Source organism: Akkermansia sp. JRP_AM1, assembly GCF_049262625.1.
Lineage (GTDB): Bacteria > Verrucomicrobiota > Verrucomicrobiia > Verrucomicrobiales > Akkermansiaceae > Akkermansia > Akkermansia massiliensis.
Map to the genome: position 1 here is coordinate 811,358 of NZ_CP118234.1, position 19,068 is coordinate 830,425.

A 19,068-nucleotide genomic window follows, 5' to 3' on the forward strand; every position below is an offset into this window, starting at 1 on the left:
GTTTTACTGTGGTGAGAAAAAAGTTAATAGACCAGCTTGTTGAGCGGGTATTCAATGATGCCTTCCGCGCCGAGGGCCTTGAGCTGCGGAATGATATCCCGGACGACGGATTCGTCAATGACCGTTTCCACGGCCAGCCAGCCTTCTTCCGCCAGGTGGGAGATGGTGGGGCGGCGCAGGGACGGCAGGGCTTCCACGAGACCATTGAGGGAAGCGGCGGGGAGGTTCATTTTCAGACCCACTTTCCGGCGGGCTTCCAGAGCGCCCCTGAGCATCATGACCAGGCTTTCCAGCTTCTGCTTTTTCCATTCGTCCTGCATCGTTTCCCGGTTCGCGATGAACTGGGGATAGGAGGTCATCAAGGTGTCCACGATGCGGAGCTTGTTGGCCTTGATGGAGCTGCCCGTTTCCGTGATGTCCACAATGGCGTCCACCAGCTCCGGCACTTTCACTTCCGTAGCGCCCCAGGAGAATTCCACATGGGCCTTGATGCCCTTTTCCTGAAGCCAGCGTTCCGTGATGCCCACGCCTTCCGTGGCGATGCGCTTGCCCTGCAGGTCTTCCGCACAGGTGATAGGGGAGTTTTCCGGAACCACCAGCACCCAGCGGGTGGGCTTGGAAGTGGCCTTGGAGTATTGAAGGTCCGTCAGCACTTCCACGTCCGCGCGGTTTTCATAAATCCAGTCGCGTCCGGTGATGCCGCAGTCGATGAAACCGTCATTGACGTAACGGCCGATTTCCTGGGCGCGGATCAGGAAGAGTTCCAGATCGTCGTCGTCACAGGTCGGGCGGTACCCGCGGCTGGACACGTATACATTGTAGCCGGCCTTGCGGAACAATTCCACGGTGGAGTCCTGCAAACTGCCTTTGGGAAGTGCTATTTTGAGTTTCTTCGACATGATGGGACGGGAATGAAAACCCACGCGGGCCTCATTGTCAAGTTTAGAACCGAATCCGGCCCATTTTACCGGGCCATGAGCCGTTCAATGTCATCAGGCAGCAGCGGCACGTCCCCCAACAGGTCAATGTTTTCCTTTTCCCCGATCAGGATGTCGTTTTCCAGGCGGATGCCGATGCCTTCCTCCGCTATGTAGATGCCCGGCTCAATGGTGAAGACCATGCCCGGCAGCACGACGGGGTTGGTTTCCCCCACGTCGTGCACGTCCAGCCCCAGGAAGTGGGAGCAGCCGTGCATGTAGTATTTCCGCACGATGGGAGGATCGGACGGTTTTTCCGCCACCTGCGCGGGCGTGACAAGCCCCAGCTTGACGAGTTCTCCGGCAGCGAAGACGCGCACCAGGCGCTCATATTCCGATTTCAAGATGCCGGGCCTCAGGATGCTTTTGGCATAGGTCATCATGTTCAGCACGCTTTCATACACGGCGCGCTGGCGTGGGGTGAATTTTCCGTTCACGGGAACGGTGCGGGTCATGTCGGAGTTGTAGTTTCCGTATTCCGTGCCTATGTCCATGAGCACCAGGCCGCCGTCCTCGCACCTCTTGTCGTTCTGGATGTAGTGCAGCACGCAGGTGTCCTTTCCGGAGGCAATGATAGGAAGGAAGGAGAATTTGCGCGGCCCCCGGCTGATGAATTCGTTAGCCAGAAAGCCCTCGATCTGCCATTCCCCCACCCCCGGCCTGATGAACCGGAGCAGCGCCCGGAAGCCTTCATTGGTAATGTCACAAGCCTTCCTGAGCGCCTTGATTTCCTCCGGCTTTTTGATCTGGCGCATCTCCGCCATGATTTCATAAACGTTTTTCAGAACCGCATCCGGGAATTTTTCCTTCAGTTCCTTGGTCATGCGGGCATTGCGCGTTTCCACCGGGCAGGTGCAGCGCGGATGCTGGTTGGCTTCCACAAAGACCATGGTGGCGACCGGAACCAGGGTATCCAGCAGCGTATCATATTCATTGGTCCAACGCACGTCCCGGATGCCGCTCAATTCCCTCGCCTGATCCTGCGTGAGACGGGCTCCTTCCCAGATGGCGATCTGTTCATTCGTTTCACGCAACAGCAGGATTTCATCCCAGCCGTCCTCCCGGATGGTCATGATGAGGACGGTTTCCTCCTGGTCAATCCCGGTGAGGTAAAAGAGGTTGGCATTCTGGTGCAGGGCGAAGGTGCCGTCCGCATTCGTGGGGAACACGTCGTTGGCATGCAGGATCAGCATACTGCCGGCGGGCAGGCGGGAAGCCAGTTCCGCACGATTGCCGGCAAAAAAGGAGGAAGGTAGCGGCTCGTATCTCATACCGACAGCATGCCCCGCTTTTCCAGCTTGTCAATCATGCATCCGGACACAAAACGGCCTTCCTGCGGTTCATATTAAGTTCTTGCGGCCCGGCATTCTTTTGTTCATTCTGGGCTTTATGCTTTTCCGTGCTGTTTTTTCCGCCGCAGCTATTCTTTTCACGGGCGTTTCCTGCTCCGCCGGTCCTTACCGGCCCGTTTCCCCGCTCATTACTCATGCTGCGGAGCTGAAGGAGGCGCGCGGCAGCCTCGGCGGCGTCTGGTGCCATCCCTCCGCCGGGCAATTCCTCTGGAAACAGCAAAGGCGGCAGTACGTTTACATCGCCCCCGTGGAAATCAGCTCCATCCGGCAGCAGTTCCCGGAGGCTTCCCCCTACCTGGCGCGCGAATTCCGGGATTCCCTGCAAAAGGAGGTTCGCCTCTTGATTGACCGCAATAATGAGAAGCCCGGCAATCATGTCCGCTGGGTGCTGAGCGACCGCCCGCGCACGCCCGGCGTGAAGGTTTCCCTGGCGATCGTCCAATTAAAGCCCACGGACGTTGGGGGAAAAGTCGTGGCCCTGGGCGTGGGAATCGTCTCGCCGATTCCGGGCGTTTCCTTCATTATCAATCATTTCGCCTCTGGAGCGGTAGGGATTGAAGGCAACATCGTTTCCCTGGACAACGGGACGATCTTGAAGGAATTTTACGGGCGCAACAGGGATCCCATCAATATTTTTTCCTGCAACAGTTTTGAGGAGTTCGCCTGCGACAAGTACAACCTGGACCGTTTTGCCCGGCAGATTGCGGAAATTCTGGAGGAGGACCCTTCCCATTCCTGATTTCCCCCCGGCGGGGAAAACTCTTGATGACAATCGGGTCATGACTCGAACACCGGACATGCGGGCGCCGTCTTATCCTGCATGTACGGTGCTATTTCACGGCTCCTGCTGGCGCTGGGAACGGGATTGGTTTTTTCCTGTTCCAGTTCCCAGCACATGCCCGTTTCCCCCTTGATTACCCATCCTCTTCATGCGGATTCCAAACAGAGCTGCTTCCAGGGCGTCTGGTACAACCCCACAGAGCAGGCCATCTGGAATTCCCCGCGCCTGAAGGTGTATGTGGCCCCCATCAATATTGATTATATCAAGGCCAGATTCCCGAAGGAGGCCCCGGCCCTGGCGGAACAGTTCAGGACGGAGCTTCAGAAAGATATCCGCAGGGTGCTGGAGAATAAATCCAAACAGACCGGAGGAAGGATCAAGTGGCAGCTGGTTGACCGCCCCGCACCGGGCGGCGTGACTCTTTACATCGCCATGGTCAAGCTGAAGCCTACGGACGTAGGCGGCAATATCATGTCCGACCTGGTTTCCCTGGCGTCCCCCCTTCCGGGCACTTCCCTGATCCTCGGCAATTTCATGAGCGGGGACGTAGGCATTGAAGGGCGCCTGTCAGACATGCGCACGGGCACCAGCATCATGGAGTTCAAGGCCTACAATACGGACCCCATCACGCTGTTTTCCGTGAAGGAGTTCGAGCGCTTCGCCTTTGACCAGCAGAATTTGCAGCTTTTCGCCAGCGGAATTTCCGCCATTTTCAAGGGCGGACCTTCCAGTTATATTCCCAAGACGGGGGAAGTTGACCTGGACCCGTTTTAAGCGGCTTTTCCGGCTGATTCCTCCTTGTTCTTTTTTTCAGGATCATAGAAGGTGCATTCCTGCACCGTCTGCCTGGTTTTAAAGGCATAGACGAAGAAGGCGACGCCCACCAGCACGAGGAAGACGGAGAGGAACTGCCCGCGGGTCAATCCCATGGAGAAGGGGGAGTCCGGTTCCCGGTATTCCTCGCAAACGATTCTCCCGACAGCATAGAGAATGGCAAAGATGCCGCAGAACACGCCATTCCAGGCACGCGGGAATTTCACCCGGATGAACCACAGAACGGCAAAGAGAAGCACTCCTTCCGCAAATGCTTCATACAACTGGGAAGGATAGCGCGCATGGTCCTGCATCATCTGCCCCACGATTTCCTTGATGGCGGGCGTATCCCTCACCCGGTCGGTCACCCAGGCGGCAGTCATGCGGTCCGGCACGGTTATTCCGGAGAGGGAAAGCTTGTCCAGCAATCCGGGCGTTTCATAGATGCGGGAGGCCACGCGGACGAACAAGTCCGGGTCCTGGGACAGTTCCGCCGGAAAGATCATTCCCTGGGCGGATCCGGGCGATACAATGCGCCCGTACAGTTCCCCATTGATGAAGTTGGCCATGCGCCCGAAGAAGAGCCCTACGGGGGCCACAATGGCCAGCCCGTCCAGCAGGGCCACCCACTTGACGCGGTGCTTCCACGCGTAGTAGAACGTGTACAGCCCCACGCCGATCATTCCTCCGTGGCTGGCCATGCCCCCTTCCCATACCCGCAGGGCCATGAGCGGGTCCGCCAGGAACTGGGACCAGCCGTGGTTGGGTATCTGGTAAAAGAGCACGTATCCCAGCCGTCCGCCGATCAGGACGCCGAAGATCGCCACATAGGTGACAAAGTCCGCCAGCCTGTCCTGCGGAATGGGATACAGCTTCCGGCGGGACAGCCAGGAGAGCAGAAAGTATCCGCCGATGAAACCCATCAGGTAGGCCACGCCATACCAGCGCAGGGCAATGGAGTCCGTCACCTGCCAGATGACGGGGTCCAGGTCGTGTACGTAAGCGGTCAAATTCATGGGCGTTCCTTTCAGGGCAGATAATGGGTAAGGGCTTCCACGGCTTCACGGTCCAGGGCGCGCACCAGCGCCACCGTCAGTTCCACCGCCGCGCGGTAGTCCCGCAGGTCCAGCACGCCGTTATGGGCATGAATGTACCGGGTGGGTATTCCCAGCACGATCGTGGGAACTCCCCTGCCGGAGAGATGAAGGGCCGCCGCATCCGTTCCACCGGAACGGCGCACCGTCAGCTGGAAGGGGATGCCTGCATCCGCCGCCGTTTTCTCGGCCAGGGCGGCCAGACGGGGATTGGTGATGGCCGTAGGGTCAAACAACCTGATCTGCACGCCGCCGCCCAGGGCACCCTGGGAATCCGCCACGGTAAAACCGGGGGTATCGTCCGCGGGGGGGCCTTCCAGCACGATCACGCAATCCGGGCGCATGGCGACTCCGGCCGTCTTCGCGCCACGCGTCCCCACTTCCTCCTGCACCGTGGCGGCGGCAATCAGTGTATTGGGGTGTCCTTCCCGGCACAATGTCTTGAAGGCCTCTATCATCACGGAAAGGCCGGCACGGTTGTCAAAGGCCTTGCCCATGACCCGGAACGGATTTTCCAGAGGCGAGAATGCCGCGTCCGGCACCACGGGATCACCCAGATGAATGCCGAATTCATTTTTCACCTGTTCCGCGCTTTCAGCGCCCACGTCCACAAACAGGGCTTCCATGCTCATGACGCTGTTGCGCTGGCCTTCCGGCAGAAAATGGGGAGGCTTGGAACCGATCACCCCTGAACGCTGCGGCCTGAACGCGTTTTCACCAGAACACGCTGGCTCAACAGGGTATGCGGCCACCAGCCGCCTATCCCCACCAGTTGAAGAAAGCCGTTTGCCGTGATGTTCTGTACCAGGAACCCGATTTCATCCATGTGGGCGGCCAGCATCACGCGGGGGCCTGAATCGCCATTGGTGCAGAACAGGCTTCCCGAACCGTCGGAGGAAAATTCCCCGCATCCTTCAAGTTCCTGCGCCACAAGGTTCCGTACTTCATCCTCATGCCCTGAAATACCGTGGGCTTCTGAAAACTTTTTCAGCAGATCCGAATCAATCGCCATGGGCCGAGCATGTGAAAACACCCCTTCCAGGTCAAGCCCGCAGCCATGCCGCATGATTTTTTCTTGACCGCACGGGGGAACCTCCGGATTGAGCCTCATCCTGCGCAACACCCGTTACATGGAAAGAAACAAGAGATTTTTGCTAGCCACAGTTCGGTTTTTGGTGTAACTAATCAGGGAATCGAATTGTGCTATGAAATCCATCCTTAACACTATCACGGCCATGCTGGCTGCGGTGCTTTTCATTCCTGCGGCATCGGCGCAAACCACCAGCAATCCCAGAATGCAGGTGAAGGTCACGTTGGAAAAGCTGTCCCTGTACATGCGCCAGTCCCCCAATGTCATGACCCAGGACGACCCCCGGCCGCTCCCGAAGCCGAAGAGATGGGCGGATTTTGAAATGCCCTTCAAGGTGGAAGCCGCTCCCGTGCCCAAGTCCGGCTACATTGATTCCCTGACGTTCAAATTCTATATTGCCGTAGTCAACCCGGACCGTGCCCGCCAGTACCTGAAACTGTACAAGGAAGTAAAATACGTCAATGTTCCGGTAGGGGAAGCCACGTATGCCTCCGTCTATCTCTCCCCTTCTTCCGTCAAGCGCATCACCGGTTCGGAAGGCGGCAGGGGCAAGTGGGTGAAGTACCAGGGCGTGGTGGTGGAATACAATGGCAAAATCGTCGCCACTTATTCCTCCGAACGCGGCAAGATGGAAAAATGGTGGACCATCCAGTCCCCCAGCATCGTGGAAACCTCCTATTATCCCCTCCTGAACAAGGATGAAACGCCCTTCTCCGTGTACTGGTATGACCGTTATCCGGAAATCATGAGGCCCAACAGCCAGCAGGCGGCTCCCAGCCCGGCCCCGTTCGGCACGCCCACGGAAGCTCCGGCTGCGGACGGCGAATAAAGCCCCATCAACATTTTTCTCATCTCATTTTTTATTTAACAGAAATCACCCATGGCTAATTCACGACAAATCGTCGCATTAAACGTAGGTTCCCAGAGAGTTTCAATGGGCGTCTTTTCCAAGACCTCCAAAGACGCCCTTATCCTGGACCGCTATGCTACGCGCCTCGTAGTGCTGGACCCGTCGGCGGAAGGCTTGCGCCTGACGAAAATAGGGGAGGCAATCGCCGACCTCGTCCAGGAACTCAATGTCAAAGGCAGCGTTGCCAACTATTCCGTTTCCGGGCAATCCGTTTTCATCCGCTTCGTCAAGCTTCCGGCCCTGGACGATACCGATGTGGAACAGCTCATCCGCTTTGAAGCCCAGCAGCACGTCCCCTTCCCGCTGGATGAAGTGGTGTGGGACTACCACCTCCTCCCCGCCAAGGGCCTGGAACGGGAAGCCGTCCTTGTAGCCATCAAGGCGGAAGATCTGGATTCCCTTAATGACGAAATCGTCTCCCACAACCTTTCCACCGGCAAGGTGGACTGCGCGCTGACCTCCCTGTACAACGCGTATGTGGACAGCTACCCGGATGAAAAAGAGCCGGTGATGCTCATCGACATCGGCGCCAAGTCCACGGACCTGATTTACAGCGAACAGGGCCGCTTCTTCACCCGCAGCATTTCCGCGGGCGGCATCTTCGTCACTTCCGCCATCGCCCGGGAATTCAACGTTCCCTTCATGGAGGCGGAACGCCTGAAGACCACCAGCGGCCTCGTTTCCATGAGCAACGGACAGACGGAGGGGCTGGATCCCGCCACGGCCAACCTGGCTACCGTCATCCGCACGGCCATGACCAGGCTGGCTTCCGAAATCCAGCGCACCACCAACCATTACCGCGCCCAGATGAACGGAAGCGCTCCCGTGAAGGCCTACCTGTGCGGCGGCGGCGCGTCCCTGCCCTACACCAAGGAATTCCTGGAAGACAAGCTGGGCATTCCGATTTCCTTCTTCAACCCCATGCACAACGTGGGCGTGGGTTCCGGCGTGGACGTGAACACCATCTCCCGTGAAGCCTTTATCCTGGGCGGCCTGATCGGCACCGCCGTCAACGCCATCGGCAGGGCTTCCCTCAACATTGACCTGGAACCCACGGCAATTGCCAAAAAGCGCGCCAACCAGAAGAAGATGCCCGCCATCATCGCCGGAGCCGCCATCGCCGTTCTCGGCGCCGCAGCCTATGCCGTCACCGGATATATGGGCGTGCAGAAGGCGGAGGAAACCCTCGCCGGCGTGCACCCCACCGTCACCTCCATCAAGTCGGAGCAATCCGCCCTGCGCCAGAAGGAACAGGAGCTGAAAAAACTGGACGCCACCCTGGCCTCCTACCAACAGCTCACACTACAGCGCTACGGATATGCGGACATCATCAAGCACCTGCTGGAACAGTCGGAACACAAGGATTATCCCTACTGGTTCACGGACTTCGAACCGCTGGCCCACTTCAATCCGGAGGATACCACCCAGATCACAGGCTACTCCGTTATCAAGGATTCCTTCACGTCGGATAAAAACACGTCCCTGGTGGACGACATCAGGATGGAATCCTCCGCGAACACCTCCAGTGAAGATGAACCGTCCGTTTACAGCGTTAACGCCGTGCGCCTGACCGGGTTTGTCCGGCGCAGTCTGGGCGGCCAGAGAATCATCCAGGACCTTCAGGCAAAAATAGACGGGAACAAGGAATCCCTGTTCACCTTCAAGCCCGGAGACGTAAAGCTGGAAGCCCGCCAAATCATGGAGCTGGGAGCCAAGGACGCCAAGGTAGACGCAGCGGCAGGGGCCTTTGTCCCCTTCAAGCTGGTGCTTCCGTTAAAAACTCCCATTCCCGTGAACTTTAACAAATAAGATTACCCAACCCGAACAAGACATATTTTATGAGCAATTGGATTACAGACAACAAGCCCGCCGCCATGGTGGCGGGCGTGGGGCTTCTCTTATTCCTGGGGTTATCCGTAACTGGGTACATCGTCAATTCCAAACGCAGCGAGCTGGACAAGAAAATCAGCGTCGCCTCCAAGGAGATCAAATCCGCCAACGCCGCTGAAATCACGCCGAGCCGCGCATCCAATGAGGAGCTGGAAAAGGAACTGAACCGCTATGCTAAGGCGGTCACCAGCCTGGAAACGGCATACAAGCCCTTCCTTGCTTCCTCCGCGCTGGTTCCCACCACGCCCACGGCATTCCAGAATGAACTGAAAACGTTCAGGGACGCCCTGATCGCCTCCTGCAAGAAAAAGAACATCCTGATCACGGACACTTCCTCCTGGCTTGGCTTCCAGGTTTACAGCACCCAGGCTCCGTCCGTGCAGGCGGCCTCCACGCTGGGCTTTGAATTGAAAGCCGTCAACAGCCTCGTCAACAAGCTGACGGACTGCGGACTGTCCAAATTCATCAAGGTGTACCGTCCCCAGCTCCCCATTGAAAATCCGGCGAACAATCCGGAAGAGGACGCTGACGAGCCCAACCAGGCACCCTGGACTCCCATGCCCCTGGAAATCGCCTTCCAGGGCAACCGGGAAAGCGTGCTGAAAGCCATGAACGCTATTACGGACTCCCAGGATTACCTGTTCACGGTTAATTCCATCCGGATCCGCAACGAGCGTATGATGCCTCCCCCCATCGCCAATCCGGCAGCGGCCAAACCTGCCGCCGCCCAGCCCGCTGCGGGAGCGGCATCCCTGACGCCGGCTGATGAAGCGGCTGCGCCCGCAGCACCGGCCATCCAGCAACTCATCAAACCTTACATGGGCAAGGAGCAAATCTTTGTCCAGGTCTCCCTCAACCTGGTCCACTTCAACCAGCCCAAGGCACAGGAACCGTCTGAAGATTAATTACGGCAACCAACCGCAGCAAATACTTTCAACATGTCTGAAAAACAAAACTACGACAAAATCCTGCTGGCCTCCGGCATCGTCCTGGGCCTGGGGGTAGCCGTCTATGGTACGGTGACCCTTCTGGGACTGAATGACAAGTACAAGTTCACCACGCAGGTTTCGGAAAAGGCGATTGAACCTCCTCCCGGCATCAAGAAAGCCGCGGAAGTCAATCAGGAGCTTTCCGCCTCCCATGAGCTCAAGCCCATTGCGCAGGAAACGCAGCAGTACGTGGGCTTCGTAGCTCCCAATCTCTGGATCAAGGAAGGGGGAATGGAACCCTTTGACATTATTTCAGGACCTCCCATCCACGGCAACATCCCGAACAAATGGTTCCTGGACAACGGTCTGGAAAATGAGTTCGTTTACTCGGACGTCCTCACCCGGGACCCTGACAACGACGGATTCACCGTACAGGAGGAATATGAGGCTAAAACGCATCCCAATGATCCGAACAGCCACCCACCCCTCGTCAACAAGCTCTTTGTGGACGAAATCAAGCAGTTCGGCTTTTACCTGGCCTTCACGCAGTCGGACGGCAATGACTTCACCTTCAAGGGCATGAACCGCGCCAGGCAGGAGCTTTGGAGAAACATTGTCCAGCCCAACGGCAAGTTCGGCACCCGCAAGAACACGAAAGACGAACCCAGGTTCGAGCTTGTCAGCGTCGCCAGCAAGGAATTCAAGAACCCCAGCCTGGACATGGTGGAAACGGACGAGGAAGCCGTCGTCAAGGATTTAAAGCCGACCAAAAACGGCCAAACCTACACCATCAGGCGCGGCACAAAATACGTCATTCCAATCATTGATAAGAAAGTAAACCTTACTATCGCCGCCGGCCCCGAACGGGATACCAGCTTTGAAGTGGAGGAAGGCGCCGACTTCCAGATCCCGGGAGACACCAAACAGACCTATACGCTGAAAACCGTTGATAATGCTACGCAGACCGTAACCATTGCCAACAAAACCACTGGAGAACAAACAACACTGAGCAAGAAAAAATAGACCCGGATTTAAACTTTTCTGAAAAAAAGCTTCACAAATCCGAAAAACATGTAAAAAGAAGAACCTAACTATGGACCACGCACCACTTTATCAACCGAAGCGTTCCCTGATCGCGCTGATGGCCATTGCTGCCTCCTGCCCGTTTGCGCAGGCTGGTGATGGCGGCGCCGTCGGAACCTCCAGTGCCTTGGGATCGTCCTACGCCGGACCGGGCAGTTACTACCAGTCCGATGCAGCGCGCATAGCCATGGCCCGCCGCGAAGCGCAGACCCAGGAAGCCATGCAGCTCCTTGCAGAAGGCCGCAACCTGTACCGCGAAGGCAAGTACAAGGAAGCCCTGGACAAATACAATGCCGCTTACAACATGCTGCCCTCCGCGCCGATCAACGACCAGCGCAAGGAAGCCATCGCCAACCACATTGGCGACGCCAGCATCGCCGTTGCTCAGGAATACATCAAAGTGGGCCGCTATGACGAAGCCGACAAGCTTCTCCAGGACGCCATCAAGCTCAATCCCCGGAGCGCCAAGCTTGCCAAGCAGACGCTCGAATACATGAAGGACCCGATTCGCACGAATCCGGCGCTTACACCCGAACACGTCAAGAACGTGGAAAAGGTGAACACCCTCCTTCACATGGCCTATGGTTACTATGACCTCGGCGACTACGACAAAGCCATCGCCGAATTCAACAAGGTTCTTTCCATTGACCCGTACAACGTGGCAGCCCGCCGCGGACAGGAAACGGTCAACCGCCGCAGAATGGCCTATTATGCGGCCGCCTACGACGAGACCCGCAGCACCATGCTTGCGGAAGTAGACAAAATGTGGGAACGCCCCATTCCGATGGAAGTCCCGACGGGAGCCGACGGAGCGGACAACGCCCCGATTACGGATGTCAACGGCGCCACGGCCAACCTGATGAAGCTCAAGAGCATCATCATCCCCTCCGTCTCCTTTGAAGACACCACCGTGGAAGACGCCATCGACTACCTGCGCAAGAAGTCCATCGAACTGGACCGTACGGTAGGCCCGAACGGCGAACGCGGCATCAACTTTGTTATCAACGACTCCCAGCCCGCAGCCGTTACTCCGACAGCTCCCGCAGCTGACGACGGCGGCTTCGGCGAGGAATCAACGGACGTCACGGAAGTCGCTCCGGTTGCCGCTCCGCAGGAAAGCATCCGCACCCGCAAGATCGGCCAGCTCAAGCTGACCAACGTTCCCATGCTGGAAGTGCTCCGCTTCATCTGCAGCAACGCCGGCCTGCGCCAGAAGGTGGAAGACTATGCCGTCACCATCCTTCCTGCCGGCGGCAATGACGTGGATCTCTACCAGCGCACCTTCTCCGTGCCTCCGGGCTTCCAGTCCGCTCTCCGCACCACCGTCGGCGACGGCGGCGGCGACGTCAGCGAAGACCCCTTCGGCGGCGGCGGTGAAAGCTCCTCCGGCCTCAAGCCCATGCCCTCCATCCGCAGCCTGCTGCAAAAGAGCGGCATCAGCTTCCCGGAAGGCGCCACGGCATTCCTTGTCAACGGCAACTCCTCCCTGGTCGTCCGCAATACCTCCGGCAACCTGGACCTGATCGAACAGCTCATTGAAAACACCCGCGGCGAATCCCAGCAGGTGCGCATCATGACCAAGTTCGTGGAAGTGACCCAGGAAAACACGGAAGAACTCGGCTTTGACTGGATCGTTACGCCGTTCTCCGTCAGCAACGACCGCAGCACCTTCCTGGGCGGCGGCACGAACTACGGCACCGGCCTCGTTCCTGATGACTTCACCCAGTCCCCTGGCGGCGTAAGCGGCTGGCCCGTGAACAACAACAGCACCAATACGGACGGCAACGGCCTGATCAACGGCCTCGCCACCGGCGGCAACCGCACGGGCGACTACGCCATTGCCAAGAACTCCGTGGACAACCTGCTGAACAGCACCAACCGCACTGAAGCCACCAAGAAGAATCCGGCTCCCGGCATCATGTCCCTGACGGGCATCTATGACGAAGGCGCCTTCCAGATGCTGATGCGCGGCCTGTCCCAGAAGAAGGGTTCCGACGTTCTCACCGCTCCCAGCGTGACCGCCAAGTCCGGTGAAACCGCCAAGATTGAAATCATCCGCGAATTCTGGTACCCCACCGAATACGAACCCCCGGAACTTCCCAACAACGTGAGCAGCTGGGGCGGCGGCAACTACAATAACCGGAACAACGTTCTGGATGACCTTGTAGGCACCGAAAACCAGGCCCAGGTCACCAGCTTCCCCGTCACTCCCGCCACTCCCGGCGTGTTTGAAATGAAGCCCGTCGGCGTGACCCTGGAAGTTGTGCCCACCATTGGTGACAACAAGTACATCATTGACCTCAACTTCAAGCCCAGCATCGTGGAATTTGAAGGCTTCGTGAACTACGGCAGCCCGATCCAGTCCACCGGCGTTGGTTCCGACGGCAAGCCGATGTCCCTGACTCTGACGGAAAACCGCATTGAGCAGCCCATCTTCTCCAAGCGTTCCGTTGAAACGTCCCTGTTCATCTACGACGGCCACACCGTGGCAATCGGTGGTTTGATCACGGAAAACGTGCAGACGGTGGAAGACAAGGTGCCGATCTTCGGTGACCTGCCTCTCATCGGACGCTTCTTCCGCAGCAACTCCGACAACCACATCAAGAAGAATCTGATGATCTTCGTGACGGGACAGATCATTGACGCCACGGGCCAGCCCGTACGCGGCAACGCCCTTCCCACCGCGGCCGCTCCGGAAAGCGCACTGCCTGCTTCCGAAGGCCTGCTGCCTCCCATGTAGGCGGCGTGCATAACGTCCATATTGGAGCGGGTGAAAGGGTGAACCTTTCACCCGCTCTTTATGTCCCATACATACCCGGTTTTTCCCTTCCCTCATGAAGACGCTGATCGTGACCGGCGGAATCGCCACCGGAAAGTCCACCGCCATCCGCCTGCTGATGGAGAAGGGGGGGCCGCGCCTGCGCCTTTTTGACTGTGATGCGGAGGCAGGCAGGCTGCTGGACGGCGGCAGGCTTAGGGAGAGGCTCTCCAGCGCCTTCGGACCCGCCAGCGTGGATGAAGACGGCCGCGCGGACAGGAACTTCCTGCGGGAGCTTGTCTTCCGGAATCCGGAAAGCCGCAGGACGCTGGAAGGAATCATTCACCCCCTGCTGCACCAAGAATGTCTTGCGCAAATGCGGGCGGCACGTCAGAATGCGGCGGTAGCCGGGTTTGTCATTGACGTGCCCCTGTTTTTGAAACATCGGCGCGCTACCACCAGGATGCCGTGTGCGTGGTGGCCGTTTCCCGGGAAACGCAGAAGACCCGCCTGGCTCTCAGGAACGGATTCCGTGAGGACATGATTGAAGCCATTCTGGCGGCCCAGCGTCCTATCATGGAAAAAGTGGCCGCGGCCGATTTCGTCCTCTGGAACGAAGGACCGCCGGACCTGCTCCGCCAGCAAATCCAAAGACTCTACCAACATTTTTTTCATGACTGAAGAACTCGACAACAAGCCCCTCCCCTCCGGAGAGGATCCGCAGGCGGCTCCCCCAAGCCCCTTCCCGCACCGGAAGGGATTTCTGAGGAACATCCGGCTGCCGCTCCGGAGGAAAACGCAGGGGATACGGCCTGCGCTCCGGCAGTCCCGGCCCGGTCGGAGGAAGCCTCCGCTCCCGTTCCGGAACAGATTGACATCAATGAACTGCGGGAACGCCCCCTGAACGATCTTCAGGAGATGGCGGAAAGCCTCCCTATCCGGAACGCGGCCTCCCTCACCAAGTCCCAACTGATTTTTGAGCTGGGAAAGCAGCTTCTGGCAAAGGGCCATGAAGTAGTCGTCTCCGGAGTCATGGAACAGGCCAAGGACAATTACGCCATGCTGAGGGATCCGGTCAAAAGCTTCCGCACCTCTCCGGATGATATTTACCTGGGCGGCAACCTCATTAAGCCCCTGCACCTCCGCGTAGGCCAGCAGATCAAGGTCAGGCTGCGCAAGCTGCGTCCCCATGACAAGTACCTTTCCGCCTCTTCCGTCATCAGCGTGGAAGGCATCCCCGCAGAAGAGTACCGGGCGCGCAGTGACTTTGAACGCCTCACCCCCCTCTTCCCGAAGGAACGCCTCCTTCTGGAAAACAAGGAGGTCAATTCCGCCGCCATGCGCGTGCTGGACCTCATGACCCCCTTCGGCAAAGGCCAGCGCGGCCTGATCGTGGCGCCCCCGCGCGGCGGCAAAACCGTTCTTCTGAAAACAATCGCCCGTTCCATCAGGGCCAATTATCCGGAAGTGGAATTGATCGTGCTGCTGCTGGACGAACGCCCGGAGGAAGTAACGGATTTTGAAGAAACCGTGGATGCTCCGGTGTACGCCTCCACCTTTGACGAGCCTTCCCGCCGCCACGCCCAGGTTTCCGACCTGGTCATTGAGAGAGCCAAGCGGCTGGTGGAAATGGGCAAGGACGTCGTCATCCTGCTGGACTCCCTTACCCGGCTGGCCCGCGGCTACAACGCCAACCAGACGGGGGACGCATCATGTCCGGCGGCCTGGGTTCCAATGCGCTGGAAAAACCGCGCAAGTTCTTTTCCGCCGCGCGCAACGTGGAGGAAGGCGGCAGCCTGACCATCATCGCCACGTGCTTGGTGGATACGGAGTCCAGAATGGATGAAGTGATTTTTGAAGAATTCAAGGGAACGGGCAATTTGGAAATCCGGCTGGACCGGGAGCTTTCCGAACGGCGCATTTATCCGGCCATCTCCCTTTCCCAGAGCGGCACCCGCAATGACGACAGGCTGTACAACGAACAGGAGTTCGTCAAGATCATGCAGCTTCGCCGCCAGCTCGCCATGAAGCCGGGCTGGGAAGGCCTCCAGGCCCTCCTGCAAAATATCTCCAAGACACAGAACAATGCGGAACTCCTGCTGACAGGGCTGCGTTAAGGTTCACCTCCCTTTTTCCGTCTTTACCGCCTCCGTTCCCTCGCCGGGACGGAGGTTTTTTATGGAGATGTTCCCCGTCATTTCCGGATTCCGCGGCAATATCATGGACATCATGGACATCATGGACATCATGGACATCATGGACATCATGGACATCATGGACATCATGGACATCATGGATAGCATGGATAGCATGTTTGCCGGGAGCCGCTCCGCCCGGAACAAGGGGGTGGAGTGAACGGATTCTCCTCCGTCACGCGTCCAGTTGTACCCGGAAAATACGCATGGAGTTGCCCACCGCAAGCAGGCAGACGCCTACATCCGCCATGACGGCGGCCCACATACCGGCCAGCCCCAGAATACCCAGCACCATCACCAGCAGTTTGACGCCCAGGATGAGAACAATGTTCTGCACGATAATGCGCTCCGTCGCCCGTGACAGAACCATTCCCTGCGGAACGGCAACGGGGTCTCCTTTCATCACCACCACGTCCGCAGCCTGGAGAGCCGTATCAGACCCTACGCCGCCCATGGCTATGCCGATGTCCGCGGCAGCCAGGGAAGGAGCGTCATTCATGCCGTCCCCCACAAAGGCGAGCAGGCCTTCTTCCGGCTTCAGCCGGCGCACGTGCTCCAGCTTGCCGGCCGGCATCAGCCCGCTGAACACCTCGTCCAGCCCCAGCTTGCGCCCCACCTCCGCACCGGCGGAGGAGGAATCCCCCGTCAGCATCACCAGGTTGGAAACGCCCAGCCCCCTCAATTCCCGCACCGCCTGTTCCGCCCCCGGCTTGATCCGGTCAGACAGACGCAAACGTCCCAGCGGAACGCCGTCCAGAGCCACGTAAATGGTTACGCCGCGATCCTCTTCCTCCCCTGCCTCTACTCCCGCCTCCTGGAGAAAAGCCTTTTTCCCCACCAGCACAGCCTTCCCTTCCACACGGGCGGAAACGCCGCCCCCCGTTACTTCCACCAGCTCCGCCACACGGTCCGGGAACAGGCTGCCTTCATACGCCTTTACGATGGAACGCCCCAGCGGGTGGGAGGCGGAGCTTTCCGCGTGCGCCGCCCAGTACAGCAATTCCTCCGGCGTTACTCCGTCACGTGGAAGCACTTCATCCACGGAAAAGACGCCCTCCGTCAAGGTTCCGGTCTTGTCAAACACCACCGTCTTCACTTTCCGCAGGGCATCCAGGTAGTTGCTCCCTTTCAGCAGAATTCCCTGCCGCGCCGCCCGCCCTATCCCGGCAAAGAAGCCCAGCGGGATGGACAGCACCAGCGCACAGGGGCAGGAGATCACCAGCAGCACCAGCGCGCGGAACAGGCCGTCCGTCCAGCTTCCGCCCGTGACGAAGGGATAAAGCAGGAACACCAGAACGGCAATGGAGATCACCAGCGGCGTATAGATGCGTGAAAACGTGGACAGCCTTCCTTCCAGGGGGGATTTATGGCCGGAAGCGGCTTCCACCAGTTCCTGGACCCTCGCCAGGGCGGAATGCCGCCAGTCCCGGTCCGTGCGCACCTCCAGCACGCCCTGTCCGTTGATGTACCCGGCCAGCACGGTGCTTCCGGCCCCGGCCTCCACCGGAAGGGATTCACCGGTCATGGCGGAGGTATCCAGGACGGAATTCCCTTCCGTCACCGTGCCGTCCAGCGGGACACGCTCTCCGGGGCGCACTTCAATCACGGAACCGGGCCGGACCTCCGCGGGAGGAACGTCACGGACAGTGCCGCCCTCTCTCACATGGACGGATTCAGGCCTCAGGTTCATCAGTTCGCTCACGGACCGGCGGGAACTGCCCACCGCGCGCTCCTGGAGATATTCTCCCACGCGGTAGAAAAGCATCACCCCGACGGCTTCGGAATAATCCCCCAGGAACATCGCTCCCAGGGAGGCAATGCTCATCAGGAAATTTTCATCCATGGCACGCCCGTGCCTCAACCCCAGAAAAGCCGCCTTCAATACATCCCAGCCTATCAGCAGGTAGGCCGCCGCATATGCAGCCATGCCGCTCCAGGAATCGCTTCCCATCACCAGGGCGGCGACAAACAGAGCGATGCCCAGCACGGCGGGAACGGGCCTGATGGCGTCTCCGGAGCCGCAGCAGCTTCCTGAACAGCACCCTCCGGCGCAGCAGGAAGCTCCTTGTGAAAAATGTTCGTGGGGATGTTCCGTACTCATGACCTGTTCCGCTTGTACGCCTGCGTCTACGCTATGGCAAGCCCTATGTTAGTTCAATCTAACAAAGAGCTTTTGCTACTTCTTCTTTCTTAAAACGTTCCAGAACTCCCTGCCCCAGGAATTCGTCCATCGCCATGGCGCCGGCGCCCAGCAGCCCCGCTTCCGCGCCAAATCTGGCGGGCAGGATTTTCAGCTCCTCCATGTGCATGGGGAACAATTGCTCCCTGAGGTTCTTCAGCAGGGGCTTCATGAGCAGGTCTCCGGCCTTGGCTACCCCCCCGCCAATGATGAAGGCGTCCGGCACCAGCGTGTACATCAGGTTCATGATGAGACAGGCCAGCATTTCCGCCGTGTCCTCCCATAGCTGGAGGGCGATGGGACAGCCCGCGCGGGCGGCTTCGTCCAGGTCCCTGGGCGTGCATTCGTTCACGGTTTTGACGATTCCCGCCCCGGCATACCGTTTGACCGCCTCCGCCGCCAGTTCGTTGTTGCCGATGTATTCTTCAATGGCTCCCCGGTTGCCGAACGGGCCGGGCTTGCCCTGGTAATGGATGCTCGTCTGGCCCAGCTCCCCGGTGGAAAGCCGTTTCCCCCGGAGGATGCGGTCATTCACCACAATGCCGCCGCCAATGCCCGTCCCCATGGTCAGGCACACCAGGCTGGACATGCCGCGCCCGGCGCCCAGCTTCCATTCCGCATACGCCATGCAGTTGGCGTCATTGTCCAGCACGACGGGGAGGCCCAGCGCCTGCTCCATCAGCTCCTTCACCGGAACTTCATGGTCCCATACCCGGACATTGGTAAGCTGGTAAAGAGTCCCCCTGTAGTAATCGCACCATCCCGGCATCCCCATGCCCATCACGCAGGCGGACGGGAATTGCCCGCGCAGGTTCAGGGCCGCCGCAATCATGGCCTCAATAATCGCCTGGGGACTTTCAAACATGGCGGTGGGAATGCGGTCCGCTGTCGCCAGAATACGGTCCCCCGCCGTCACGCCCATTTTGATGCTCGTACCGCCGAAGTCCACGGCCAATGTGCAGGGTTCTGAAAAGCTCATGGTTCATACTTATGCCACGCACCCCCTGGAATCAACGC

Annotated in this window: 15 protein-coding genes and 2 pseudogenes; 11 read left to right on the plus strand and 6 right to left on the minus strand. The window is 58.8% G+C overall.

What is annotated here, in order from left to right; translation table 11 throughout:
* Positions 1-23: 23 nt before the first annotated feature.
* Positions 24-899 carry an ATP phosphoribosyltransferase gene (hisG, locus tag PVA48_RS03785; protein WP_022398184.1) on the minus strand — a complete coding sequence of 292 codons (876 nt, stop codon included), beginning with the start codon at positions 897-899 and terminating at the stop codon, positions 24-26.
* 65 nt (positions 900-964) lie between these two features.
* Positions 965-2,248 carry an aminopeptidase P N-terminal domain-containing protein gene (locus tag PVA48_RS03790; protein ID WP_102728666.1) on the minus strand — a complete coding sequence of 428 codons (1,284 nt, stop codon included), beginning with the start codon at positions 2,246-2,248 and terminating at the stop codon, positions 965-967.
* 118 nt (positions 2,249-2,366) lie between these two features.
* Between PVA48_RS03790 and PVA48_RS03795 the strand changes: the two genes are divergently transcribed.
* Both PVA48_RS03795 and PVA48_RS03800 read left to right on the plus strand, forming a co-directional pair.
* Positions 2,367-3,068: a DUF3313 domain-containing protein gene (locus PVA48_RS03795; protein WP_146017925.1), complete on the plus strand. Its 702-nt coding sequence runs from the start codon at positions 2,367-2,369 to the stop codon at positions 3,066-3,068.
* A gap of 81 nt (positions 3,069-3,149) precedes the next feature.
* Positions 3,150-3,884, plus strand: a complete 735-nt coding sequence (locus PVA48_RS03800) for a DUF3313 family protein (RefSeq protein WP_102726533.1) — start codon at positions 3,150-3,152, stop codon at positions 3,882-3,884.
* Here the strand turns inward: PVA48_RS03800 and lgt are convergent.
* Entirely contained in the window at positions 3,881-4,939 is a 1,059-nt protein-coding gene (lgt, locus tag PVA48_RS03805; protein ID WP_022398188.1) for a prolipoprotein diacylglyceryl transferase, read from the minus strand. The two genes, PVA48_RS03800 and lgt, sit on opposite strands and share 4 nt — an antisense overlap.
* 11 nt (positions 4,940-4,950) lie before the next feature.
* Positions 4,951-6,128, minus strand: a pseudogene (locus PVA48_RS03810) (M42 family metallopeptidase).
* A gap of 94 nt (positions 6,129-6,222) precedes the next feature.
* Here PVA48_RS03810 and PVA48_RS03815 point away from each other — a divergent pair.
* From PVA48_RS03815 to PVA48_RS03855, 9 genes and pseudogenes are all read left to right on the plus strand, one after another.
* Positions 6,223-6,936, plus strand: a complete 714-nt coding sequence (locus PVA48_RS03815; RefSeq protein ID WP_022398190.1) for an Amuc_1102 family pilus-like protein — start codon at positions 6,223-6,225, stop codon at positions 6,934-6,936.
* Between the two features lie 51 nt (positions 6,937-6,987).
* Entirely contained in the window at positions 6,988-8,826 is a 1,839-nt protein-coding gene (locus PVA48_RS03820; RefSeq protein ID WP_022398191.1) for an Amuc_1101 family PilM-like pilus complex protein, read from the plus strand.
* A gap of 29 nt (positions 8,827-8,855) precedes the next feature.
* Positions 8,856-9,812: an Amuc_1100 family pilus-like protein gene (locus PVA48_RS03825; RefSeq protein ID WP_022398192.1), complete on the plus strand. Its 957-nt coding sequence runs from the start codon at positions 8,856-8,858 to the stop codon at positions 9,810-9,812.
* Positions 9,813-9,845: 33 nt separating this feature from the next.
* Positions 9,846-10,859 carry an Amuc_1099 family pilus-like system protein gene (locus PVA48_RS03830; RefSeq protein WP_022398193.1) on the plus strand — a complete coding sequence of 338 codons (1,014 nt, stop codon included), beginning with the start codon at positions 9,846-9,848 and terminating at the stop codon, positions 10,857-10,859.
* A 70-nt stretch (positions 10,860-10,929) separates the two neighbouring features.
* Positions 10,930-13,659, plus strand: coding sequence for an Amuc_1098 family type IV pilus outer membrane protein (locus PVA48_RS03835; protein WP_102721220.1), 2,730 nt, complete (start codon positions 10,930-10,932; stop codon positions 13,657-13,659).
* A gap of 94 nt (positions 13,660-13,753) precedes the next feature.
* Positions 13,754-14,358, plus strand: a pseudogene (gene coaE, locus PVA48_RS03840) (dephospho-CoA kinase).
* A 237-nt stretch (positions 14,359-14,595) separates the two neighbouring features.
* Positions 14,596-15,477, plus strand: coding sequence for a hypothetical protein (locus tag PVA48_RS03845; RefSeq protein ID WP_423232258.1), 882 nt, complete (start codon positions 14,596-14,598; stop codon positions 15,475-15,477).
* Positions 15,390-15,794 carry a hypothetical protein gene (locus PVA48_RS03850; protein WP_423232259.1) on the plus strand — a complete coding sequence of 135 codons (405 nt, stop codon included), beginning with the start codon at positions 15,390-15,392 and terminating at the stop codon, positions 15,792-15,794. The genes PVA48_RS03845 and PVA48_RS03850 overlap by 88 nt, the downstream gene beginning before the upstream one ends.
* A 61-nt stretch (positions 15,795-15,855) precedes the next feature.
* Positions 15,856-16,032, plus strand: a complete 177-nt coding sequence (locus PVA48_RS03855) for a hypothetical protein (RefSeq protein ID WP_423232260.1) — start codon at positions 15,856-15,858, stop codon at positions 16,030-16,032.
* Positions 16,033-16,047: 15 nt separating this feature from the next.
* On the opposite strand, the gene PVA48_RS03860 is transcribed toward PVA48_RS03855, so the two are convergent.
* Both PVA48_RS03860 and PVA48_RS03865 read right to left on the minus strand, forming a co-directional pair.
* Positions 16,048-17,973 (minus strand): heavy metal translocating P-type ATPase, encoded by a 1,926-nt coding sequence (locus tag PVA48_RS03860; protein WP_102728660.1) that lies wholly within the window; start codon positions 17,971-17,973, stop codon positions 16,048-16,050.
* Positions 17,974-18,031: 58 nt separating this feature from the next.
* A complete protein-coding gene (locus PVA48_RS03865) occupies positions 18,032-19,030 on the minus strand; it encodes an ROK family protein (RefSeq protein WP_102728659.1) in 999 nt (332 codons plus the stop codon).
* Positions 19,031-19,068 lie beyond the last annotated feature (38 nt).